Below are 21,894 nucleotides of genomic sequence, written 5' to 3' on the forward strand. Positions count from 1 at the left end.
ACAGGTGCTGACTATGACGCTTTACCTCTCTATGGCCGCCTTCGCGTTGGCTTCATCCATTACCCCAGGTCCGGTGAACATCGTGGCACTGAGCTGTGGCGCGCAGTTTGGTTTTACGACCAGCCTGCGGCATGTGACCGGTGCGACCTTGGGTTTCACGTTATTACTGGTGTCGGTTGGTTTGGGAATGCATGAAGTGCTTACCTTATGGCCGGGGCTGACTACCGTGATCCTTTGGGCTGGCGTGGCTTTTCTGCTCTATATGGCCTATCAGCTTGCAGCGGATGACGGGACACTGAGCCAAGGCAATCGGCAGCAAACCCCTTCTTATTGGTATGGTGCCTTGCTGCAATTGCTGAACCCCAAGGCCTGGTTAGCTTCTGTCGCCAGCATGGGGGCCTTTGTCGGTGATGGGGAGATGCGGCTGCTGTGGCAATTTGCCGGGCTCTATTTTGTGATTTGCTACCTGTCGATAGCCTGTTGGGCCTACGCCGGAGCTATGCTGAGCAGCTTGTTGCAACGGGCGCACAATCTGCGGCGCTTTAACCGCTTGATGGCGCTGCTGCTGGCGTTCAGCGCCTGTTACTTGCTGGCCGAGGGGATCTGATACTGGCCGGGGGTGGCTGCCAGCAGCTGTTTGAAGGTGCGCTGAAAGTGCGCCTGATCGGCAAACCCGCTTTCGTTGGCGGCGGCGGCAATCGAGAAGCCCTGTTTCAGTAGCCGCTGGCCGTGCTGGACGCGTTGATTGACCAGGTAGGCATGAGGCGTCATACCATAGCGCTTCTTGAATGCGCGGATCAGGTAAGAAGGGGAGAGGGCCGATGCTTGGCAGATCGCCTCTAACGTCAGCGACTGGGTACAATGAGTGCGGATAAACGCCGCAGCTATTTCCAATTTAGGGGTCATATCCTGCTGTGGAACCGGAGATTCGCCGAGTAACTGTGGCAGGTTACTGAAGTAATCCACCAGGGCAATCTGCTTTTCCAGATGGCAACAGAGCGGATCGGTCAGTACCCCATACAGCTGATTCAGGCCGTTAAACAGTGTCTTATCCTGGCTCATAATCTGCTTGAACGGCACGAAGCCTGCGCCAGGGTCCTGTTGAAGCGTTGCCAACCAGTGCTGGTCAATATAAAACATGGTATAGGCCCAGCGTTGGTCGCCAATGGGATTGCAGCCGTGCGTCTGTTGCGGGTTGATGATCACCACGTCACCGGTGTTAACCTGGAGATGCTGATCGCCGCTAACATAGGTGCTGGTACCGGCGGTGATGGTGCCAATACAGAAAAACTCGTGGCTGTGTAGTGCATAACAAAGCTTGCGGCCATCTTCGACGTGACGGGCCTCAACGAACGGCAGGCGTTCATCGCGCCAGAATTGTGGGGCATATTGGCTCATTGTTTTTCTCTGGCGTTATTACAGGGAGAGCTTGTTATAGCTTAAATTGCATTGTGTGGTCGAGAGGGAACAAAAAATGGTAGCGTGGTTGCAGCGGCTGGCTTTGCCGCCGGTAGTGATGGCAGTTTGTGCTGCGGGGATGGCGGCAACCCGCTGGCTAACCGAGGGGGACTGGCAAGATAACCTGCTTATTCTCTTGGCCGCAGGCGTATTGGCGGTATCTTCTGTGATGATTATGTTTAGTGCCAGTTATGCTTTTCACCGGGCTGGCACCACGTTGCATCCACAAAAATTTCAGCGGGTCAGCGCGTTGCTGGTTAACGGAGTTTTCCGTTTCAGCCGTAATCCGGTGTATCTGGGGCAGATCCTGCTGTTGGCGGCCTGGGGGCTATTGCTGGGCGGTATCGGCGTCTGGTTATGGTGGGGGCTGTTTTTTGCCTACCTGGATCGTGTGCAGATCCCGCGCGAAGAGGCGTTCCTACTTACCAACTTTGGCCAAGACTACGAGGCGTTTTGCCGGCGCGTAAGGCGTTGGCTTTGAGGCCCCTCACCCCAACCCTCTCCCACAGGGCTGAGGAATCCCCAGAAAAATCGAGATGAGAAATAGGCTGTTTTTTAGCCAAAAGCGGACTAAAAAATAGCCTCAAGCAGACGAGAAGAAGTGGTTCGTCATTCTCTCACTGCCAATTTACGACCAAAATGGAACAGATTGATCGTAAAACACTCGCTCTAGTTCTCTGAAACCACTAAGAAAAAATTAGTGGGGATTCCTCAGCCCACAGGGAGAGGGAGCTGATTCTGCGTTGTCGTCAGGTACTGCGAACAAGCTATTTCACTGCAACAGAGAGCTGATTTAGTGCCGTGATTAGATAAATTTCTATACTGATAGCGAACTCGATCGGTCCCCTCTCCCTGTGGGAGAGGGTTAGGGTGAGGGGGCATTTTGATGCTGAATATCAATCTTCTTCTTCGTTACGCGCCATCAGTTGCCGCTGGTGCTCATCACTGGCCGCCTGGATCTCTTCCAGCACCGAGTCAACGTCGGCCCGCTTGCTGGTTTCAACAAACTTACCGGTCAATTCCGTCTCCGGCGTCAGGTTGCCTTCATGGTACAGCGCCCAAATCTCTTTGGCATACTTGCTGCCCAGCAACTGCGGCGCATACTGGCCGTAATAGTGAGTCATATTGTTGATATCGCGCTCAAACATGCTTTTGGCGTGGTTGTTGGCGGCGGCATCTACCACCTGCGGCAGATCGATAATCACCGGCCCGTCTTTATCCATCAGCACGTTGAACTCTGACAGATCGCCGTGAACCAGCCCAACACAGAGCATGCGTACGGCATAGTTCATCATCAAGGCGTGATCGTTCAACGCCTGTTCCGGCGTTAAGGTGACGTCGCTCAGGCGTGGGGCTACCAGCCCTTCTTCATCGGTGATCAGCTCCATCAGCAATACACCGTCCAGGCAGATATCCGGCTGTGGCACTCGCACGCCGGCCTTGGCCAGCAGGTATAGCGCGTCCACTTCGGTATTTTGCCAGGCCTCTTCCTGCTGTTGGCGGCCAAATTTGGAGCCTTTACTCATGGCGCGAGCGTCGCGGCTATTGCGCACCTTGCGGCCTTCCTGGTAGTTCACGGCCTGCTTGAAGTTGCGTTTATCGGCTTCTTTGTACACTTTGGCGCAGCGGATCTCTTTACCGCAACGCACGATAAATACGTCGGCTTCTTTGCCACTTTTCAAACGGCGGATGACGTCGTCGATTAAACCATCATCTACCAATGGCTGGAGTCGTTTTGGAATTTTCATGCAGCCTTGTACCCTATTTAGGCTCCGCTGTGAATATTTGCTTATGGTCATAATGAAAAATCAGACCAAAAAGGCAAAAATGGGTTTTGCCGCCGGGGTGGTACATTTCCTCCCCGGCGGTCCTTACTCTGCTTCGGCCATGACCCAGACGCTAACGCTGCCGCCGTTGACCGGGAAGGCTGCACTGCCGTGCTCATCCGTCATGATATCGTCCTCGCGGTTGCCGAGGAAGTCACGCCAGGATTTATGCGCAAAATTTTCGCCCAGTGCGACGGTTTTACTGCTTTCGGCCCCGTTGGTCATCACCACCACGCAACCCGGTTGCTCGGCAGTGCCACTGCGGCTGAAGGCGATGCAGTGCGGATCGTCAAAATAGTCGTGCTGTTCGCCGTTGGCAAAGCGTTGACGCGCCTGGATCAGTTTCTCCAGTTCGGCAATCACCGGCATGTCAATCTGGTATTCCTGGCCGTCATCACCTTGATCGCTATAGCTGGCACCGTACAGATCCGGGTAAAACAGGCAAGGAACGCCTTGTTCACGCAGCAGGATCAGGGCGTAGGCCAGCGGTTTGAACCAGGGTTCGACCGGCGCTTCGAGCGATTGCAACGGCTGAGTATCATGGTTTGCCACCAGAGTTACCGCATGGGCAGGATCGACGGCGACCAGCGTATCGGTAAACAGCTGCGACATATCGTAACTATCGCCCTGTTTTGACGCCAGATGGAATTTCAGCTGTAGCGGCACGTCGAACAGCATTACTTTACCATCGACCCGTGCTAAATACTGTTGTAATGCCGCCAGATCGTGTGACCAGTATTCGGCCACGATAAACAGATCGCGCTGTGCCGCATCGCGCACGTGATCTGCCCAGTCTTTAAAGAACCAGGCTGGGATATGTTTGGTGGCATCCAACCGGAACCCGTCGCAAGGCAGGATTTCCATCAACCAGCGTGCCCAGTATTTTAGCTCCTCGACGACGGCGTGGTTACGAAACTCCACGTTAGCGCCCATCAAATAGTCAAAGTTGCCATTTTCGTCGTCAACCTGATCGTTCCACCCCTCTTCGCCGTAGTCATTGGCAATTTTGAAGATGCCTTTGTCATCCGGTTGCTCGATATAATCGACGCCGCTAAAGCAGGTGTAGTCCCAGATAAATTTGGAATAGGCTCCTTGCCGTCCTGGGAAAGTGAAGCGAGTGTAGGCTAACGCGTCGATGCCAACTTCTGCGATATCGTTACGGTTATCTTCATCTACCTTATAGACGTGCACCTGCTCTTTTTCATCGGCGCCAATCTTGTGGTTGAACACCACGTCATAGAGCACCCGGATCTGGTGTTCGCGCAGGCTATTAACGGCCTGTATCAACGCCTCTTTGTCGCCGTATTTGGTGGCGCGGGTACCTTTTTGATCAAACTCCCCCAGATCGAACAGATCGTAGCTGTCATACCCCACCGAATAGCCACCCGCAGCCCCTTTATAGGCTGGTGGCAGCCATAGATCGGTCACACCTAGCTCGGCCAGGGCAGGGGCACGCTCGGCGACTTCCTGCCATAGCTTGCCGCCATCCGGGTAGTACCAATGGAAAAACTGTAACAGCGTGGTCTTTTTCGTCATCAGTCAGTACCCCGGTTCGTCAGTAAACGTGTGCCAAATGCTCGGCCCCTCTAAGCATGGGCCACTTTTGGCAAAAGGGAAAATACGTGGCGCCAGCCTGTAAGCAGAGTAGCCTCTTGGCGCGGGGAGAGTATGGCCAATTTACCCGCCACCCGTGAACTGTGAGCCGTTTCACCGTTCGGGCGTTTGCGTTATGTGAAGATATAACCAGTTGATAACAAAAAGCTAACGATGACAGGGAGTGGGGATGATGGATTACCCGATGGGCGTTTCCGCGCTGGTGACTTTGGTGGTGATCGCCTTATGGGCAACGTCGCGTTTGCCGGAGTATCTGGTTGCGCTGCTGTTTTTTGCTGCGGTAATGGTGTTGCAGCTAGCGCCGACGGCCGTGGTGTTTTCCGGCTTTGCCTCATCGGCATTCTGGCTGGTATTGAGCGGCTTTGTGCTGGGAACGGCCATTCGTTCTACGGGGCTGGCCGATCGGTTGGCCAACCGTATTTTGCCGCTACTGGCCGGTTCCTGGCCACGGCTGGTTGGCGGCGTGGTGGCCATCAGCTATGCGCTGGCCTTTGTCATGCCGTCGAACATGGGGCGTATAACCCTGCTGATGCCGATTATCATGGCGTTAGCCGAACGTGCCGGATTGGCGGAAGGCTCGCGTGGCCGCTATGGCCTGGCGTTAGCGGTGGGGTTTGGCACCTTCCAGCTTTCGGCCAGCATTTTGCCGGCCAACGTGCCTAATCTGGTGATGAGCGGGGCGGCAGAAAGTGCCTACGGTGTTCATTTCACCTATCTGTCCTACTTGTTGCTACATGCGCCGATCCTGGGGTTGGCAAAAGGCGCGTTGCTCACGTTATGCATCTGCTGGCTGTTCCGCGCCAAACCACAGCCGGTGGAAAAAACTATTGAGCAGAGTGCTCTTAGCGTGGCCGAATGGCGGTTGATCGCGCTGTTGCTGATCACGGTGCTGTTGTGGATCACCGATAGCTGGCACGGCATCGCTCCCGCCTGGGTGGGGTTGGCTGCCGCCTGCGTTTGCCTGTTGCCGCGTATTGGTTTTCTGACGGGTGAGCAGTTTGCGGCCGGTGTCAACATCCGCACCTGTCTCTATGTGGCGGGGATCCTTGGGTTGACGGCTTTAGTGAGCCACTCCGGGTTGGGGGATTGGTTAGGCAATGCATTGCTGAACGTCATACCGCAAACCCAGGATCGGCCATTTACCGCTTTTGGCATGTTGATCGGTATTACGACGCTGTTGAATTTTGTGGTGACGGCCAATGGCGTACCCGCGCTGTTCACGCCGCTGGCGCAGGTTCTGTCAGAGGGGAGCGGCCTGCCGCTAGCCACGGTACTGATGACTCAGGTGATTGGCTATGCCACGCCGCTGCTGCCGTATCAGGCATCACCGATTGTGGTGGCAATGGGGATGGGGAAAGTTCCTCCGCGCGAAGGACTGAAACTGTGTCTGCTGCTGGCCCTGTTAACCTTTGGGCTGTTGGTACCTTTGGATTATCTGTGGTTCGGGTTATTGGGCTGGTTTGGCTGACGAGCAAAAGGCGGCACTAGGGCCGCCTCTTTGCATAAAACCGTTGAACGATTAGTTATAGATAATCGCGGTGCCGTGCAGTTTATTGCTACCGGTTGTTGCGATGATCTGGAAGGATTTGGCGCCGGCTGCATCCGCTTTTGCCGCCAGTTTATTTTCCAGCGATGACAGGTCAGAAGCGCCACTCACGGTGATCACGCCGGATTGTTGCAGATCGGCCGGTTGGCTGCTGACCAACTCTGCGGCGAAGCTACCGAAAGAGACAGAAGCTAGTGCGATGGCGGCGAGGGTCATTTTCAGGTTTTTCATAATGGTTTCCTATCTCTAGATGAGCAATAAAAATTTTTGTGTTAGCCCGTTTAATTACTTAACGGTCGATAACTTAATGTTAGGCTCCTGCCCGAGCGATTGCAAATGTTTTTTTAGTGGTCGTTAATTAATTCGTGCTATTCCACTTAAGCCGTAAGCTGCCAGGTAAGGGGGTTTATGGCATTATTTCAATATAAATTATTGTTAATTAATATCTTTATCTTTATTTGGTGATGACTGTCGCCTGCTTTGTAGCCAGACGCAACCCGGATTGGATGCTATTTTTTTCCTGGTAAGGAGCGCCATTGGCCGCATTGCTTACCGATCGCCAATTAAAAGTTGCTCGCTTATCATCGGCGGCGTACTATTTTTTGTACCGATCGATAATTTATTTATTGCGCCCGAGTTGGGCCACCGGGAAAGTGAGGGGCTATGAGTATCAATAATGAAGACGCATGCGCGAAAAAATCACGCGGCAGGCCGAAGCAGTTTGATCGCGAACAGGCCGTTGAGCAGGCGCTTGAGCTGTTCTGGCGCCATGGCTATGATTCCACCTCGTTGGCCGATCTGGTGGAGGCGACCGGGGCTAAAGCGCCTACGCTGTATGCGGAGTTTGGTAACAAAGAGGGGCTGTTTCGCGCCGCGGTTGAGCGCTATCTGAGCCGCTACGTAGAGTGTTACAACCGCCTGCTGGCCCAGGAGTTACCGATCGCCGATATCGTCGAAGCCTATCTGCGCACCTCGGCAGAGGTATTTACCGATCCGGAAAACCCTAGCGGCTGTTTTATGGTTTGTGCCAACGCGGCCCTGTCCTCCTCTGCAAACGATCTGGCTGAGATGCTGCGCAACAAGCATTTTGCGCAGGAAACCAGCCTGAAAGCCTGCTTTGACCGTAAGGTGCAGCAAGGGGAGTTGCTGGCGCGAACCGATACAGCATTGTTGGCAAAATATATTATTTGCCTGATTGAAGGCATGTCCGCCCAGGCGCGTGAAGGGGCCAGCCGTGAAGATCTGCTGCGGCTGCTGGAGACCACCATGATGGTGTGGCCGCGTTTGAGCCAGGTGGGTAACAAAGTTTGATCTGCCGCTAGACAGCCCCCTCTCTCATTGCGGGAAAGGGGCCCGTTTTTACCGCGCTGTCCGCATCATATGCAGTAGTGGAAAAGGCTTGCCTTGCCCATCCAGCTCGCTGCGGCCCGTCACCACAAAACCGTAATGCTGATAAAACGCCAATGCCTGCGGATTCTGCTCGTTGGCGTCCAGCAGCAGTTCCTGATGCATGGGCTCAACCTCAGCCAGCAGGGCCTTGCCAATACCTTCGCCACGCCGATCGGCATCAATAAACAGCATTTCCACTTTGTTGCCATCCAGGCCGATAAAACCGCATAGCTGCCCGGCAGCATCTTCGGCAACCCAGACGTTGACCGCCGGGAGATAGTCGTTGAGGATCAGCGGATACAGGTGCGCAATATCCTCTTCGGCCAGGAAGTGATGGGTGGCGCGCACCGAACGCTGCCAGATTTCAACTAGCTGCGCGTTATCCGCAGCCACGCGGGTTCTTATTGTTATCATCGAAATTCTCAATCTATTATCAAGTAAGCTATCAACATAGCGAGTTGCGCAGACTCAGCCCCTCACTATGATAAACTGCGTCATAGGCCGTGGACAGGGGGATGGAAGTGATACGCGCAGCGATAGAGAAACAGGTGCTCAGCCTGACCGGGCTGGCACTCGGCGGGATTGATTTTGAAAATCCGGCTGGCGATCCGGGGCTGTTTGGCCCACAGTCGGTCACCTGGCAAGTGCACAGTGACTTCACCTCCATGCTTTGTGGCGGCGTCAGTGCGCTGCTATTGCAGATGCTGCACCCGTTGGCCTTGGCGGGCGTGTGGGATCATTCCAACTTCCGCGAGGATATGCTGGGTCGCCTGCGCCGTACCAGCCAGTTTATCTCTGTCACCACGTTTGGCCCCAGTGCAGAGGCGCAACGCCTGATCGCCAAAGTCAAAGCCATCCATTTACAGGTCAACGGCACCGACAATAACGGCCAGCCATATGCCGCCAGCGATCCGCATCTGCTCACCTGGGTCCATGTCGCCGAAAGCAGCCGTTTCCTGGCATCGCACCTGCGTTACCGCAATCCACACCTGTCTCTCGCTCAACAGGATACCTACTACCGTGAAGCGGCTCGCGTCGCGGAAGCCTTGGGCGCGCGCGATGTCCCAAAATCCTGTGCGGCGGTTGACGATTATCTGCAACATATGCGCCCGCAGTTGGTCTGCGATGAGCGCACGCTGGAAGTGGCGCGCATTCTGCTGGCTGCCCCGGCTCCCAGCACGCTGGCGCGGCCGTTCGGCGCTTTGGTGATGCAGGCAGGGATCGATCTGTTGCCGGACTGGGCGCAGCAACAGTTGGGATTTACCCCTGGAGTGACCCGGCGGCGGTGCGTACGTATTGGCGTTGGCGGTGTTGGGCGGGTGCTGCGGGCTTCGGTACGCAATGGCTCCTACCATCGGGCGATGCGGCGTATGAATAAGAGCGCTTCAGCGCAATGTTAGCCAGCGCTGCCACTTTTGAGACTATTGCCCGTGATCCCGATTGATGATGCGTTCTACACTGGCCCAGAGAAATATTCTATTTTTAGCGTGCAGCCTATTTGTGCGCCAGCAACCCCTTGAGGTGATATGAACCAGTCAAACGTACTTGCTGAAGTGAATAACGAGAATCAAACGCTGGTCGCGGTGGTTCAGCAAGATAGCCGGGCCGCCTATTTTTATATCTACCCAACGGAAGAATACAGTGAACGTTTTCAGTTACGTGCCTGTTGGCTGCGCAACCTGACTACGGCTCCGCAGCAGGAAGATCTCGCCGCTATGGAAGCCGGTCTTCCCCCCATGTTGGCGGCCGAGTTTTGCCGTAATCTGGAAGGCGAAGCGCCATTGGACCCCGTCGGGCTGATGGTGATCTGGACGGAAAGCGACGACGGGGCTGCCCTGTGGTATCACGGGCAACTGCTAGCAGTGATCCCTGGCTGGAGTTTATACATCGATCACTCGGTCTGCTATTCGGCAAGCTGCATCAAAGAGAATCCATTGGCCTATCCGCTGGGTTCCGCATCTACCAATACGCAATATGCGCTGGCGGAAAATACCCGGCAGTTCTGGCGTAGCTGGCAGCGGGAAGAGGGGAATCCCTGGCCAAAAATGCAGAGTGATTACCAGGCACTGTACGAACAACACTTTGGCCCTTCGGTGAAGTATTACGCTATCGATCAGGGCAAATGGCCGCCGATGGCCATCACCCAGCATGAGCGCGACGGGGTTTACTATTTCCTGACCATGGGGGCCAGCATCCGGCCGATGCCGTGGGTAGAGATTCTGTTCAACGACGATGCCGCCAGGTTCCGCCGGATGGAGATGGCGATAGCCATTGATGGGCAGTTTATGACCGAAGAAAACGCGGTGCAGATGGCCAGCGCGTTAGCGGGATTTGCCCATGTGCCCTGGGCGAACATCACCTGGTTTGGCGAAGGGCATACGCTGGCGTCGGCGGTGGCTCCGCAGGGCTATGAAGGCTATGTGCTCTCTTCGTCATTTTACCCCTACAGTGAGCACTTGGTATTGCCTAAACAATACGGTGATACGGTGAATATTTTCTGGGCCAGCCCGGTGTTTGCCACCGAGCGGGAATTGGCGCAGGCCACGCCCAACGGTGGCCACGATTTGGTCACAAGGCTGCGTGAACAGGGCGTTGACCATATCTTCCGTCCACGCCAACCTCTCGTTTAACGAGGGCGGGGTACTGTCTATTTAACGATCGCTTTTGGAGCCAGCTATGAAGTCAGCGTTGTTAGTTATCGATGTGCAGCAGGGCTTGTTTAATCCCCCGCCAGCAGAGGCCGAGCAGGTGCTCACGCGGATTAATCAGCTGAGTGAACGTGCCCGACAGGCTGGTGTGCCAGTGATTTTTATTCAGCATCAGACAGCTCATGAAGAGCTATCAGCAGGCAGCGCAGCCTGGCAGATCCATCAGGGATTGCAGGTAAAACCGGGGGATCATCGGGTTGATAAAACCACGCCAGACTCCTTTTTACGTACCAATCTGGGCAAGCTGCTGATTGCTGAAGGGGTGACGCAGTTGGTGATCTGCGGCTATTCCACGGAATACTGTGTCGATACCACCACCCGCCGGGCCGCTGGCCTGGGTTACCCGGTGGTGCTGGCGGCAGATGCACATACCAGCCACGACAAACCCCACGCCAGTGGGTTACAGATCCGTGCTCACCATAATGCTACCTTGTCGAGTATCAAGAGTTTTGGCGTGGCGATCAGCGCCGTGCCTACAGCCGAAGTGAGTTTCTGAGCCAGATGTCGCCCTTGACGCGGTTCTGAGCGGGGTGTACCGTAGCCGGATGAATATCTTCCCGCAGTTCACATCTTGTTTTAGCTGGTGGCGCCTTTTCTAAGGGCGGCACGGGTATTCATCCCTCTTTTTTAATGCCGCCGGTTTTGGCGGCATTTTTATAGCGTTGATCCGGCGGTCTGTTTACTTCCAGGAGCAAGGCTATGAGTTACACCATTCTGACTGGCGATCGCGCCACCGGTTCACTGCATTTGGGTCATTATGTCGGTTCACTGCGCCAACGTGTTGAGCTACAGCATCATCATCAGCAAACGGTGATGGTGGCCGATCTGCAAGGGCTGACCGATAACGGTAGCAATCCGCAAAAAATCAGTGCCAACGTGCTAAACGTGGTGGCTGATTATCTGGCGGTGGGGATCGATCCTGCCAAGACCACGCTGTGTCTGCAATCGGCGCTTCCGGCGCTGGCCGAATTGACGATGTATTACCTGAATCTGGTCACCGTTGCCCGCCTGGAACGTAACCCCACGGTGAAAAGCGAAATCATCGAGAAAGACTTTTCACGCAGCCTGCCTGCCGGATTCCTGATTTACCCGGTCAGCCAGGCGGCGGATATCACCGCGTTTGGGGCGACTCACGTGCCAGTCGGCGAAGATCAGTTGCCGATGCTGGAGCAGACCAACGAGATTGTCCGGCGCTTTAACCGTATCGTCGATCGCGAGGTGCTGGTGGAGTGCCAGCCGTTGCTGAGCCGCGTAGGAAGGCTGCCGGGGCTGGACGGGCAGGGCAAGATGTCGAAATCACGCGGCAATACCATCATGCTGGGGGCCAGCGCTGACGAAGTGCACAAGGCGGTAATGAGCATGTTTACCGATCCCAACCACCTGAACGTCAGCGATCCCGGCCAGGTGGAAGGCAATATGGTGTTCACCTATCTGGACGCGTTTTGCGAGGATGCGGCGCTGGTGGCACAGCTGAAGGAACACTATCGTCAGGGCGGGTTAGGTGACGTGAAGATTAAACGGCTGCTGGAGGATTGCCTGCAAACGCTGCTGGAGCCTATTCGCACCCGGCGGGCGGAGTACAGCGCCGATAAGGGCGAGCTGATGCGCATTCTGAAAGAGGGCAGCCAGCGGGCTAACCAGGTGACCCAGGGCACCTTGGCACAGGTCAAGTCTGCTCTGGGTCTGGATTTTTTTGCCTTGGATTGAGTATCCCTCTCCGATTGGAGAGGGGAAGTCTGACGATCAGGCCGCGCTGTCGGTGATCGGGTGTTTGACGATAAACACGTAAGACAGCGCCCCGATCAGGGTAACGCAGGAACAAATGGTCAGTGCCAGGCTGAATGAATTAGTGGTATCCAGGATCCAGCCGGTGATCACCGGGGCAAACGAAGCGAACACAAAGCTGGCAAAGTTTTGAATGCTGCCCACCGAGGCGGTCATACGGGACGTGACCGCCACGTGGATCAGCCCCCAGCAGGAGGTACCGGCAAAGTGGATACAGAACAGCGCCATGCTGATTAATGCCACCGCGCTGGAGGTGGTGGTGGCCTGTGCCACGACGGAGGTAAAACCAGCGGAAAGCAGCATACCGGCGACGATACAGATTTTACGGCTCTTGAGCGGAGCCATGCCCCGGCGCACCAGGAAGTCGGTGACAAAGCCGTTTGACAGCATGCCCGCCGCACCAAACAGGAACGGGATTGCCGCCAACATACCGGTACTTTTCAAATCCAGATGGTAGGTGGTCTGCAGGTAGCCCGGCAGCCAGGCCAGATACAGCCAGGCGGTGTAGTTGATGCCGCTAAAGCCGATCATCATTCCCCACATGGTGCGGTTCTTGAACAGCGATCGCCACTCTTTGAAGTTCATTGGTTCACGGCGCGCGCTCACGCTACCGGCGTTGAGATAGCTTTGCTCCTGCTCGGTGAGTTTGATGTCTTCACGGTTGCGATACAGCATGTACCAGCCAATGGACAAGGCAATGCCCAGTAAACCAATGGTGATGAACATCCCGCGCCAGCCTAACACGAGCATCATGGCGGTGAGGATGGGTGGGCTGATGGCTAACCCGATGGTGGAGGCCGAGTTAAAGATCCCCATCGGCATGCCGCGATCTTTGATGTTGAACCAATCGTTGATGACTTTCACGCCGCAAGGGTTCATTGGCGCTTCGCCGATCCCCAGGCCGATACGCACCCAGATAAACTGGGTAAAGTTGTGGATCATGCCCGACATCGTCTGGAACGCAGACCAGATAAACATTCCCAGACCCAGCATGATACGCGGGCCTTTGCGATCCAGCAGCGGTCCACAGGGTAATTGAGCAATCCCATAGGCCAGCGAAAAGGCGGAAAGTAGCAGGCCGATCTCGGTACCGCTCAACCCCATTTCTTCACGAATGGTGGAGTTGGCAACGGACAGCGAACTGCGATCGAGAAAATTAATCACGGCAGCAAAAAATAACAGGATCATTGCCGTAGTCTGGATTTTTTTAATTTTTGCAGAGCGCTCCGCTATGCCACCTTTAGGTATAGGATTAATACTATCTGAATAACTGTCCGCCGGTTCTTTCCCAGTGCTCACGGTGGTTATCTTTTCCATCACTCGCCTCTATATTCCGTATTAATAATAATTATTCTTCCGGGGCATGGCCCTGGTTCGGTGTTAACAACGGTATGTCTTTCGGCAATGAGCCTAGGCGGCGAAAATGTCTCATGGTGCTTTTTTTAACCGGTTCCGTGCGGCGGTTACGATTTTGCTGTTTTTAATCGGTTTTAAATCCCGTTTTCATCGGTTTTTTATCAATAAAAATCAGCAGGCATCCTGTTTGATGGAACGGATCATCGACTGTTTGGCAGTATCAAGATGGCGGTGCAGCTCACGGGCGGCCTCCTGATCGCTGCGGCAGATCAGGGCGCTTAAAATGGCCATATGCTCTTCAATTGCAATAATATTTCTTTGCTTCAGGTCGGTTTCATCCCATTGATAGTGGAAGTGAAAGATCACCGATATGATTTCCAGCGACTGATTGAAAAACGGATTGTTGGCGGCCGACAGGATCAGGGTATGAAAGTCACGATCCAGCTGAGAGAACAGCCGATAATTGTCGCTGATGGTGTCGCGCAACTCGCGATGACGGTTCAACAACTCCTTGGCCTGCAACCAACGGCTATCCTGTGCGGGCAGGTTGATAAAGCGTGATAGCGCGTGGGTTTCCAGCATTTGGCGGAGTTCAAACAGCTGCTCGGCATAGTTCTGATCAAACTTTTTCATGCTCCATTGGCCGCGGCGTACGTTGTCGATAAGGTCAAAGCGGCTGAAGCGCAGCAGGAATTCCCGCACCACTACCGGGCTGACGTTAACCGCGCGTGAAAGCTGCAATTCGGTGAATGAATCCCCCGCACGCAGTTGCTTTTGGTTAATCATCTGATAGAACGCTTTCTCAAACAGCTTGCCTTGCTCGTCCAACGAGTGGCTCATGCATTCAAAGCCGTCTTCTGCCAGCGGCATACGCAGGATCACATAATCATCCTTGACCTTCTCCAGAACCCCACGTTGATGCAAATGCGTTAGCGTGTGGCGCACTGTGGTGCGACTGATGTTATACATTTCTGCCAGCCCCGCCTGGGAAGGCAGCGGTGAGCGGATATGCCCTTTGATGATGCCGTCGATCATCTGATTAACCACGTTCTGGCGGAGGTTTTGCGTTCTGCTCATGAGATCCCTCTGTGGGTTTAGATGTTTTTTAAGTATTTAAAACCCATTTAAACCGGTTTAATTTGTGCTGACTCACAAATTCTCCTCATCAGCGCAATGCACCTGTTCTTTTTGCGGGATAACAGCGCCACATCACAGGAGGAGGGATTATGACCACAATGAATACGCTAGTTTGTCTGGAGCCGACCCGGCTGGTTTACCAACAAAGGCCGATACCGCAGCCTGCGCCGGATGAAGCGGTGCTCAAAATACTGACGGTAGGCATTTGCGGTACCGATATCCACGCCTGGTCTGGTCAACAACCGTTCTTCAGCTACCCGCGGGTGCTGGGGCATGAAATATGCGGCGAGATTGTCAGCGTCGGTAGCCAGGTTGGTGAATTGCGCGTCGGCCAGCGTGTGGCGGTGATCCCTTATGTCTCCTGTCATCACTGCGGAGCATGCACCAGCGGCAGGCCCAATTGCTGTGAAAATATCTCGGTGATTGGCGTGCATCAAGACGGCGGCTTTAGCGAGTTTTTAAGCGTGCCGGTGAACAACCTGCTGGCCGTGGATGATGTTGAGCCCCAAGCGGCGGCGCTGATTGAACCATTCTCCATCAGTGCTCACGCCGTACGCCGAGCGGCCATCGAGCAGGGCGATCATCTATTGGTGGTAGGAGCAGGGCCGATTGGCCTGGGGGTTGCGGCTATCGCCAAGGCGGACGGGGCAACCGTGATCGTGGCCGATACCAGCGCAGAGCGCCGAAGCCATGTGGAAAACATGCTTGGGCTAACCACGTTAGATCCGTCAGACGCCGAGTTTGACTCTGCCTTAAGAGCCCAATTCTCCGGCATGCTGGCGGCAAAAATCATTGATGCCACCGGCAATCAGCATGCGATGAACCATAGCGTCAACCTGATCCGCCATGGTGGCAGCATTACGTTTGTCGGCCTGTTCAAGGGCGATCTGCAGTTCTCCGATCCGGAATTCCATAAAAAGGAAACCACCATGATGGGGAGCCGCAATGCCACCAAAGAAGACTTTATCAAGGTTGGGCGCTTAATGGCCGCCGGAAAAATCACTGCCGGGATGATGCTTTCCCATCAATTCGAGTTTTCCACGCTGGCAGATATTTATGAAGTGGAAGTGATTAATAATAAACAGCTGATTAAAGGCGTGATTCATTTTAACTAACTTGATTACTCCCCAGGTCTTGCCGATATTATTTTACGGCTTGGGGGATCAGCGGATGCAAGGAGCAATAATGAAACAACTCAATCGTAGTGAATTTCCTGGCGCGCAGTATCCCGATCGCATTATCCAGTTTGGTGAAGGTAATTTCCTGCGCGCCTTTGTCGATTGGCAAATCGACCTGCTAAACCAGCATACCGGGCTGAATGCCGGCGTGGTGGTGGTGCGGCCAATCGACAGCCAGCAGCCACCTTCGCTCAATACTCAGGATGGCCTGTACACCACCATTATCCGTGGGTTGAATGAGCTGGGGGAGGCGGTTTGCGAGCCGCGTCTGATCCGTTCGGTCAACCGGGAAATCAACGTTTACCACCAGTACGACAGCTATCTGGCACTGGCACGGGATCCGGCGATCCGCTTTGTGTTCTCCAACACCACCGAAGCGGGGATCAGTTATTTACCGGACGATAAGTTCACCGACGCTCCTGCTGCCAGCTTCCCGGCCAAGCTGACGCGGCTGCTGTTTGAGCGTTTCAAGCATTTTGACGGTGCTACAGACAAGGGCTGGGTATTGCTGCCGTGTGAGCTGATCGACTACAACGGCGAAGCGCTGAAAGCGTACGTGTTGCGCTATGCACAACAGTGGCAGTTACCGCAGGCCTTTACCGATTGGCTGAACGATTGCAACACCTTCTGCTCAACGCTGGTCGATCGTATCGTCACGGGCTACCCACGCGATGAAGTAGAACAGTGGCAACGGCAGTTGGGATATCAAGATAGCTTCCTCGACACGGCGGAACATTTCTATCTGTTTGTGATCCAGGGCCCACAGTGGCTGGCGCAAGAGCTGCATCTGGATAAGTTGGATCTGAATGTCCACATCGTCGATGACATCAAACCTTATAAAGAACGCAAGGTAGCGATCCTTAACGGGGCACATACGGCGCTGGTGCCGGTGGCGTTCCTGGCCGGTTTGAATACCGTGGGCGAGGCCATGAGCGACGAGCAGATCGGCGGCTATGTGGCACGCACCATTGCCGAAGAGATTATGCCGGTGCTCGATCTGCCGCAGGAAGAGTTACGGCCATTTGCCGAAGCGGTACAGAACCGTTTCCGTAACCCGTTTATTCAGCACCAGTTGCTGTCGATTGCACTGAACGGCATGACCAAATTCCGCACGCGTATTTTGCCGCAGTTACTGGCAGGCCAACAGAAAAATGCCGCGCTGCCGAAACGGCTGACCTTTGCCTTGGCCGCGTTGTTGGCCTTCTATCGTGGCGAACGACAGGCGGGTAGCTATGCATTACAGGATGATGCCCATTGGCTGACGAGGTTCGCAACGTTGTGGGCTGGAGTAGAACATCACGATATGACGCTCGCGGCGTTGGTAGAAAACGTGCTGGCCGATGAGGCGCACTGGGGGCAAAATCTCAACGCCGTTCCTGGGCTGACTGTTGCCGTGACCACCGATTTGCAAGCCATTCTTGACCACGGGATGCGTGCGGCATTGAGCGAAGTAGAACGCCGATAAAAATTAATCGGCTCGCAGTAAAAGCGAGTACCCGCTTATTTTAATCCTGCCAATCACGGGAAATGACGTTGAACGTCATTTCCCGGCCATAAAACCATCATCTGCGTGTCATACAGTTATTCGTTAATAGGTGCCCATAAGATTAGCCACTGAAATCAGAGAAATCATATGGCGCAGGCACTGTTAAAACTGGCACCGACCGACTATCCAGGGCAGCAACCCATCCCGTTACGCAAGGTATTGGCGGTAAAAGGCTTGGGTAAGGCTTACCAATCTCAACAACGTGTCCTCGACGACATCAATTTTGATCTGCACGCCGGGGAGTTTGTGGCGGTGATTGGCCGCTCCGGGGCCGGTAAATCTACCCTGCTGCATACGCTGAACGGCACCATTCCTTCCAGCTGCGGCGAGATGCTGCATTTTGAGGACGATGGGGTGGCACAGGATATCGCACAACTCTCGGCCCGCCAGATGCGCCAGTGGCGCGCCCGCTGTGGCATGATCTTCCAGGATTTTTGCCTGGTCCCCCGGTTGGATGTGATCACCAACGTGCTGCTAGGCCGCCTCAGCCACACCTCGACGCTGAAATCCTTCTTCAAAGTGTTCGACGATGCTGACCGTGCGCGGGCTATCGAGCTGCTGCAATGGCTAAATATGCTGCCGCATGCGCTGCAACGTGCCGAGAACCTGTCCGGTGGGCAAATGCAGCGTGTCGCCATCTGCCGTGCGCTGATGCAAAACCCCAAAATTCTGCTGGCCGATGAGCCGGTCGCCTCGCTCGATCCGAAAAACACCCGCCGCATTATGGATGCGCTACAGAAAGTCAGCGAGAACGATATCGCGGTGATGGTGAACCTGCACTCGGTCGAACTGGTGAGGGAATACTGCACCCGGGTGATTGGTATCGCCCAGGGCAAAATCATTTTCGACGGCCACCCGTCGCAGCTTAACGAACGTATTTTGCAGCAATTGTATGGCGAAGAAGCCAATCAGATCCATTAATCACTTGAACGTCACCTTTACACACAGGGCATGCGCAATGAAAAAAGTATTCACACTGACCACCATGATGGCCGGCGTAATGATGGTATTTAATGCAGGTGCAGCGGATGCGCCGAAAGAGTTGAACCTGGGGATCCTGGGTGGGCAGAACGCCACTCAACAGATTGGCGATAACCAGTGTGTGAAAGATTTTCTCGATAAAGAGCTGAACGTTGACACCAAGCTGCGTAACTCTTCCGACTACTCTGGCGTGATCCAGGGCCTGCTCGGGGGCAAGATCGATCTGGTGTTGAGCATGTCGCCGTCGTCGTTTGCTTCGGTGTATATCAAGGATCCCAAGGCCGTCGATCTGGTGGGGATCGCGGTGGATGATACCGATCAGTCACGCGGATATCACTCGGTGGTGGTGGTGAAAGCCGACAGCCCTTACAAAAAGCTGGAAGATCTGAAAGGGAAATCCTTCGGCTTTGCGGATCCGGACTCGACCTCCGGTTTCCTGGTGCCAAACCAGGTGTTCAAGAAGCAGTTTGGCGGCACGCCGGATAACAAATACAACGACTTCTTCTCCAGCGTCACTTTCTCCGGTGGTCATGAGCAGGACGTACTCGGCGTGTTGAACGGCCAGTTTGAAGGTGCGGTCACCTGGGCCTCGATGATTGGCGATTACAACACCGGCTATACCAGCGGAGCCTTCAACCGCATGATCCGTATGGATCATCCGGATTTGATGAAGCAGATCCGCATTATCTGGCAGTCGCCGCTGATCCCGAATGGCCCGATCCTGGTGAGCAACTCCCTGCCTGCGGATTTCAAAGCCAAGGTGGTTACCGCCATCAAGAAGCTGGATACCGACAACCATCAGTGCTTTATCAAGGCGATGGGCGGCAAGCAGCACATTGGCGACGTCAAGCTGGCGGAATACCAGACCATTATCGATATGAAGCGTGAGCTGACCAAGGGCGATCGCTAAGGCGGCTTGCTTCCCGGCCCCTCACCCCAACCCTCTCCCTGTGGGAGAGGGTTGGGGTGAGGGGCCTATTTATCCAGCCATAAAATATTGGAAGCGATTTTGAATAGAGACTTCGCACACTACTACCAACGGATCCGCAGTAAGCAGAAGCGTGAAACCTTGCTCTGGTCGCTCGGGCTGGTAGCGCTTTATCTTGGCGCAGGCAATATTGCCGAGTTCAACCTGCATACCGTCTGGGTGTCGATCCCCCATTTCTTTGACTATCTGGCAGAAACCATCCCGGTACTGCACTGGCCGCTGCTGTTCGCCGACGGCCATACCGAAGGCTCCTTCGCCTATTGGGGCTACCGGTTGCATATCCAATTACCGCTGATTTGGGAAACCTTACAGCTGGCGCTGGCGGCCACCATCCTCTCCGTGCTGGTGGCGGGCGGGCTGGCTTTTCTGGCGGCCAATAATACCCACAGCCCGGCGACGCTGCGCTTTGCCATTCGTACGCTGGTGGCGTTCTTGCGCACCATGCCGGAGCTGGCCTGGGCGGTGATGTTTGTGATGGCGTTTGGCATCGGTGCCATTCCCGGTTTTATGGCGCTGGCGCTACACACCATCGGCAGCCTGACCAAGCTGTTTTATGAATCGATCGAAACCGCCTCCAACAAGCCGGTGCGCGGGCTGGCCGCCTGTGGGGCCACGCCGTTACAGCGCATGCGTTTCGGCCTGTGGCCGCAGGTCAAACCGATCTTCCTGTCCTACAGCTTTATGCGGCTGGAAATCAACTTTCGCCAGTCAACCATCCTCGGCCTGGTCGGGGCGGGCGGAATAGGTCAGGAACTGATGACCAATATCAAACTCGACCGTTACGATCAGGTCAGCATGACGCTGCTGCTGATTATCGTGGTGGTTTCGCTGCTGGATTACGCCTCCGGTGAATTACGTAAACGCGTTGTCGAGGGGAAAGCCTAATGTCCGTTCAGCCGATCTCTACCACCAATTTGCAGCAGCTCAAGCAGCAGAACCCGGAAATCTTCTCACGCCAAGGGCGCTATCTGCGCACCCTCGGCATGATTACCGTGGCGATTGTGTTGTATTACGTTTTCTTCTTCCTGGTGTTTGGCATTTCCTGGCCGCAGTTTGCCAACGGTTGCCAACAGATTAGCCGCTACTTTATGCGTATGTTTGTCTGGCACGACTTTGCCAACTGGCCGTTTGGCTATTATTTCCAACAGATCTTTATCACCCTGGCGATCGTGTTTGCTGGCACCATTACGGCAACGCTGCTCGCTTTACCGCTGTCGTTTCTTGCCGCGCGCAACGTGATGTCCTCGCCTGTTCTACGGCCAATTGCGACACTGGTACGCCGTCTGCTGGATATTCTGCGGGGCATCGATATGGCCATCTGGGGTCTGATTTTCGTGCGTGCCGTCGGTATGGGGCCGCTGGCCGGGGTGCTGGCCATCGTAATGCAGGATATCGGCCTGCTTGGCAAACTGTATGCCGAAGGCCACGAAGCGGTGGATAAATCCCCAAGCCGTGGGCTGACGGCGGTGGGTGCCAATGGGCTGCAAAAACACCGTTACGGCATTTTCACTCAATCCTTCCCGACCTTTCTGGCGCTGAGCCTGTATCAGATTGAGTCCAATACCCGTTCGGCGGCGGTGCTAGGTTTTGTCGGGGCAGGGGGGATCGGCCTGGTCTATGCCGAGAACATGCGGCTGTGGAACTGGGACGTGGTGATGTTTATCACCCTGATCCTGGTGGTGATCGTGATGCTGATGGACAAGATCTCTGCCATGCTACGTAACAAATATATCGTTGGCGAAGAAATTCCGCTTTACCCGAAAAATCATTAACCTCTGCGGGTAAACCCTGGTTTGCCCGTGGAAATTCCATTGAGAAACCCCCGCCGGATCCCTATACTGCCGCCATGCAAGGTGTGCAGCGCTGCACGCCTCTCCTGATTGACAAGCGAAAGGCTATTCCATGATTAACAATGATGTGCTGCGCAGCGTGCGCTACATGCTGGCTATTAATGACGCGAAGATGGTAGAGATCGTCAAGCTGGACGGTTTTGACGTCGATGTCGCAGCCATGGGGACCTACATGATCAAGGAAGGCGAGCCGGGTTTTGCCAACTGCCCCGACGAAGTGATGGCGCATTTCCTCAATGGCCTGGTGTTCTTCAAGCGTGGCAAAGACGATAAATTCCCGGCACCGGCGGTAGAGCTGCCGATCACCAACAACCTGGTGCTGAAAAAGCTGCGTGTGGCGTTTGAACTGAAAGATGTCGATCTGCACCAGATTTTTACCGCGGTGGAATTCCGTATCTCCAAGCCTGAGCTGAGCGCGCTGTTCCGCAAAGAAGGCACCAAAAACTATCGCCCATGTGGCGATCAGATGCTGCGCTACTTCCTGAAAGGGCTGACCCAGCGCATACGCGGCGCATAATCCTGCGTATCACGA

The 21,894-nt window shown here is 54.8% G+C and carries 22 protein-coding genes; 15 read left to right on the top strand and 7 right to left on the bottom strand.

Annotated elements, in window-relative coordinates:
* The first annotated feature begins 13 nt into the window (after window positions 1-13).
* A complete protein-coding gene (locus ACMV5H_RS03025; protein WP_021805184.1) occupies window positions 14-607 on the top strand; it encodes a LysE family translocator in 594 nt (197 codons plus the stop codon).
* Here ACMV5H_RS03025 and ACMV5H_RS03030 read toward each other — a convergent pair.
* The gene (locus ACMV5H_RS03030; RefSeq protein ID WP_094982988.1) at window positions 583-1,398 is read right to left on the bottom strand and encodes an AraC family transcriptional regulator; all 816 of its coding nucleotides are present in this window, start codon (window positions 1,396-1,398) and stop codon (window positions 583-585) included. The two genes, ACMV5H_RS03025 and ACMV5H_RS03030, sit on opposite strands and share 25 nt — an antisense overlap.
* A 76-nt stretch (window positions 1,399-1,474) precedes the next feature.
* Here ACMV5H_RS03030 and ACMV5H_RS03035 point away from each other — a divergent pair, with 76 nt between their 5' ends.
* Window positions 1,475-1,939, top strand: coding sequence for a methyltransferase family protein (locus ACMV5H_RS03035; RefSeq protein WP_094982987.1), 465 nt, complete (start codon window positions 1,475-1,477; stop codon window positions 1,937-1,939).
* 415 nt (window positions 1,940-2,354) lie between these two features.
* On the opposite strand, the gene ACMV5H_RS03040 is transcribed toward ACMV5H_RS03035, so the two are convergent.
* Both ACMV5H_RS03040 and amyA read right to left on the bottom strand, forming a co-directional pair.
* Complete coding sequence (locus ACMV5H_RS03040; protein WP_414821432.1) at window positions 2,355-3,206, bottom strand: PA4780 family RIO1-like protein kinase; 852 nt, start codon at window positions 3,204-3,206, stop codon at window positions 2,355-2,357.
* Between the two features lie 123 nt (window positions 3,207-3,329).
* The gene (gene amyA / locus ACMV5H_RS03045) at window positions 3,330-4,820 is read right to left on the bottom strand and encodes an alpha-amylase (protein WP_094982985.1); all 1,491 of its coding nucleotides are present in this window, start codon (window positions 4,818-4,820) and stop codon (window positions 3,330-3,332) included.
* 247 nt (window positions 4,821-5,067) lie between these two features.
* On the opposite strand from amyA, the gene ACMV5H_RS03050 reads away from it, so the two are divergent.
* Window positions 5,068-6,366: an SLC13 family permease gene (locus ACMV5H_RS03050; protein WP_223501143.1), complete on the top strand. Its 1,299-nt coding sequence runs from the start codon at window positions 5,068-5,070 to the stop codon at window positions 6,364-6,366.
* A gap of 51 nt (window positions 6,367-6,417) precedes the next feature.
* On the opposite strand, the gene bhsA is transcribed toward ACMV5H_RS03050, so the two are convergent.
* The gene (gene bhsA, locus ACMV5H_RS03055; RefSeq protein WP_021805178.1) at window positions 6,418-6,675 is read right to left on the bottom strand and encodes a multiple stress resistance protein BhsA; all 258 of its coding nucleotides are present in this window, start codon (window positions 6,673-6,675) and stop codon (window positions 6,418-6,420) included.
* Window positions 6,676-7,107: 432 nt separating this feature from the next.
* On the opposite strand from bhsA, the gene ACMV5H_RS03060 reads away from it, so the two are divergent.
* Window positions 7,108-7,755 (top strand): TetR/AcrR family transcriptional regulator, encoded by a 648-nt coding sequence (locus ACMV5H_RS03060; RefSeq protein ID WP_414821433.1) that lies wholly within the window; start codon window positions 7,108-7,110, stop codon window positions 7,753-7,755.
* 48 nt (window positions 7,756-7,803) lie between these two features.
* On the opposite strand, the gene ACMV5H_RS03065 is transcribed toward ACMV5H_RS03060, so the two are convergent.
* A complete protein-coding gene (locus tag ACMV5H_RS03065) occupies window positions 7,804-8,247 on the bottom strand; it encodes an acetyltransferase (RefSeq protein ID WP_414821434.1) in 444 nt (147 codons plus the stop codon).
* A gap of 101 nt (window positions 8,248-8,348) precedes the next feature.
* On the opposite strand from ACMV5H_RS03065, the gene ACMV5H_RS03070 reads away from it, so the two are divergent.
* The 4 genes from ACMV5H_RS03070 (at window position 8,349) to trpS (ending at window position 12,248) form a co-directional block, all read left to right on the top strand.
* The gene (locus ACMV5H_RS03070; RefSeq protein ID WP_414821435.1) at window positions 8,349-9,233 is read left to right on the top strand and encodes an oxygenase MpaB family protein; all 885 of its coding nucleotides are present in this window, start codon (window positions 8,349-8,351) and stop codon (window positions 9,231-9,233) included.
* Between the two features lie 126 nt (window positions 9,234-9,359).
* The gene (locus ACMV5H_RS03075; RefSeq protein ID WP_414821436.1) at window positions 9,360-10,463 is read left to right on the top strand and encodes a suppressor of fused domain protein; all 1,104 of its coding nucleotides are present in this window, start codon (window positions 9,360-9,362) and stop codon (window positions 10,461-10,463) included.
* A gap of 46 nt (window positions 10,464-10,509) precedes the next feature.
* Window positions 10,510-11,037 (top strand): cysteine hydrolase family protein, encoded by a 528-nt coding sequence (locus ACMV5H_RS03080; RefSeq protein WP_021805173.1) that lies wholly within the window; start codon window positions 10,510-10,512, stop codon window positions 11,035-11,037.
* A 203-nt stretch (window positions 11,038-11,240) separates the two neighbouring features.
* Window positions 11,241-12,248: a tryptophan--tRNA ligase gene (gene trpS / locus ACMV5H_RS03085; RefSeq protein ID WP_021805172.1), complete on the top strand. Its 1,008-nt coding sequence runs from the start codon at window positions 11,241-11,243 to the stop codon at window positions 12,246-12,248.
* Between the two features lie 36 nt (window positions 12,249-12,284).
* Here the strand turns inward: trpS and ACMV5H_RS03090 are convergent, their stop codons facing one another.
* Window positions 12,285-13,643, bottom strand: coding sequence for an MFS transporter (locus tag ACMV5H_RS03090; RefSeq protein ID WP_037375099.1), 1,359 nt, complete (start codon window positions 13,641-13,643; stop codon window positions 12,285-12,287).
* A gap of 210 nt (window positions 13,644-13,853) precedes the next feature.
* Window positions 13,854-14,759: a GntR family transcriptional regulator gene (locus tag ACMV5H_RS03095; protein WP_021805171.1), complete on the bottom strand. Its 906-nt coding sequence runs from the start codon at window positions 14,757-14,759 to the stop codon at window positions 13,854-13,856.
* A 149-nt stretch (window positions 14,760-14,908) separates the two neighbouring features.
* On the opposite strand from ACMV5H_RS03095, the gene ACMV5H_RS03100 reads away from it, so the two are divergent.
* The 7 genes from ACMV5H_RS03100 (at window position 14,909) to ACMV5H_RS03130 (ending at window position 21,879) form a co-directional block, all read left to right on the top strand.
* A complete protein-coding gene (locus ACMV5H_RS03100; RefSeq protein ID WP_414821437.1) occupies window positions 14,909-15,934 on the top strand; it encodes a zinc-binding alcohol dehydrogenase family protein in 1,026 nt (341 codons plus the stop codon).
* 70 nt (window positions 15,935-16,004) lie between these two features.
* Window positions 16,005-17,462 carry a tagaturonate reductase gene (locus ACMV5H_RS03105; RefSeq protein ID WP_414821438.1) on the top strand — a complete coding sequence of 486 codons (1,458 nt, stop codon included), beginning with the start codon at window positions 16,005-16,007 and terminating at the stop codon, window positions 17,460-17,462.
* A gap of 168 nt (window positions 17,463-17,630) precedes the next feature.
* Window positions 17,631-18,464: a phosphonate ABC transporter ATP-binding protein gene (phnC, locus tag ACMV5H_RS03110; protein ID WP_021805168.1), complete on the top strand. Its 834-nt coding sequence runs from the start codon at window positions 17,631-17,633 to the stop codon at window positions 18,462-18,464.
* Window positions 18,465-18,501: 37 nt separating this feature from the next.
* Window positions 18,502-19,434 carry a phosphonate ABC transporter substrate-binding protein gene (phnD, locus tag ACMV5H_RS03115; RefSeq protein ID WP_021805167.1) on the top strand — a complete coding sequence of 311 codons (933 nt, stop codon included), beginning with the start codon at window positions 18,502-18,504 and terminating at the stop codon, window positions 19,432-19,434.
* 99 nt (window positions 19,435-19,533) lie between these two features.
* On the top strand, window positions 19,534-20,397 hold the full coding sequence (phnE, locus tag ACMV5H_RS03120) for a phosphonate ABC transporter, permease protein PhnE (RefSeq protein ID WP_021805166.1): 864 nt from the start codon (window positions 19,534-19,536) through the stop codon (window positions 20,395-20,397).
* The gene (gene phnE / locus ACMV5H_RS03125) at window positions 20,397-21,284 is read left to right on the top strand and encodes a phosphonate ABC transporter, permease protein PhnE (RefSeq protein ID WP_021805165.1); all 888 of its coding nucleotides are present in this window, start codon (window positions 20,397-20,399) and stop codon (window positions 21,282-21,284) included. The genes phnE (ACMV5H_RS03120) and phnE (ACMV5H_RS03125) overlap by 1 nt, the downstream gene beginning before the upstream one ends.
* A 130-nt stretch (window positions 21,285-21,414) precedes the next feature.
* Window positions 21,415-21,879, top strand: coding sequence for a DUF1456 family protein (locus ACMV5H_RS03130; protein WP_021180467.1), 465 nt, complete (start codon window positions 21,415-21,417; stop codon window positions 21,877-21,879).
* Window positions 21,880-21,894: the final 15 nt, after the last annotated feature.

Origin of the sequence: Serratia sp. N21D137 (assembly GCF_047530005.1) — a bacterium.
Lineage (GTDB): Bacteria > Pseudomonadota > Gammaproteobacteria > Enterobacterales > Enterobacteriaceae > Chania > Chania fonticola_B.

Coding starts and splice junctions, on each gene's coding strand:
- ACMV5H_RS03025 (WP_021805184.1), top strand. CDS start 14: ATGACGCTTTACCTCTCTATGGCCGCCTTCGCGTTGGCTTCATCCATT.
- ACMV5H_RS03030 (WP_094982988.1), bottom strand. CDS start 1,398: ATGAGCCAATATGCCCCACAATTCTGGCGCGATGAACGCCTGCCGTTC.
- ACMV5H_RS03035 (WP_094982987.1), top strand. CDS start 1,475: ATGGTAGCGTGGTTGCAGCGGCTGGCTTTGCCGCCGGTAGTGATGGCA.
- ACMV5H_RS03040 (WP_414821432.1), bottom strand. CDS start 3,206: ATGAAAATTCCAAAACGACTCCAGCCATTGGTAGATGATGGTTTAATC.
- amyA (WP_094982985.1), bottom strand. CDS start 4,820: ATGACGAAAAAGACCACGCTGTTACAGTTTTTCCATTGGTACTACCCG.
- ACMV5H_RS03050 (WP_223501143.1), top strand. CDS start 5,068: ATGATGGATTACCCGATGGGCGTTTCCGCGCTGGTGACTTTGGTGGTG.
- bhsA (WP_021805178.1), bottom strand. CDS start 6,675: ATGAAAAACCTGAAAATGACCCTCGCCGCCATCGCACTAGCTTCTGTC.
- ACMV5H_RS03060 (WP_414821433.1), top strand. CDS start 7,108: ATGAGTATCAATAATGAAGACGCATGCGCGAAAAAATCACGCGGCAGG.
- ACMV5H_RS03065 (WP_414821434.1), bottom strand. CDS start 8,247: ATGATAACAATAAGAACCCGCGTGGCTGCGGATAACGCGCAGCTAGTT.
- ACMV5H_RS03070 (WP_414821435.1), top strand. CDS start 8,349: ATGGAAGTGATACGCGCAGCGATAGAGAAACAGGTGCTCAGCCTGACC.
- ACMV5H_RS03075 (WP_414821436.1), top strand. CDS start 9,360: ATGAACCAGTCAAACGTACTTGCTGAAGTGAATAACGAGAATCAAACG.
- ACMV5H_RS03080 (WP_021805173.1), top strand. CDS start 10,510: ATGAAGTCAGCGTTGTTAGTTATCGATGTGCAGCAGGGCTTGTTTAAT.
- trpS (WP_021805172.1), top strand. CDS start 11,241: ATGAGTTACACCATTCTGACTGGCGATCGCGCCACCGGTTCACTGCAT.
- ACMV5H_RS03090 (WP_037375099.1), bottom strand. CDS start 13,643: ATGGAAAAGATAACCACCGTGAGCACTGGGAAAGAACCGGCGGACAGT.
- ACMV5H_RS03095 (WP_021805171.1), bottom strand. CDS start 14,759: ATGAGCAGAACGCAAAACCTCCGCCAGAACGTGGTTAATCAGATGATC.
- ACMV5H_RS03100 (WP_414821437.1), top strand. CDS start 14,909: ATGACCACAATGAATACGCTAGTTTGTCTGGAGCCGACCCGGCTGGTT.
- ACMV5H_RS03105 (WP_414821438.1), top strand. CDS start 16,005: ATGAAACAACTCAATCGTAGTGAATTTCCTGGCGCGCAGTATCCCGAT.
- phnC (WP_021805168.1), top strand. CDS start 17,631: ATGGCGCAGGCACTGTTAAAACTGGCACCGACCGACTATCCAGGGCAG.
- phnD (WP_021805167.1), top strand. CDS start 18,502: ATGAAAAAAGTATTCACACTGACCACCATGATGGCCGGCGTAATGATG.
- phnE (WP_021805165.1), top strand. CDS start 20,397: ATGTCCGTTCAGCCGATCTCTACCACCAATTTGCAGCAGCTCAAGCAG.
- ACMV5H_RS03130 (WP_021180467.1), top strand. CDS start 21,415: ATGATTAACAATGATGTGCTGCGCAGCGTGCGCTACATGCTGGCTATT.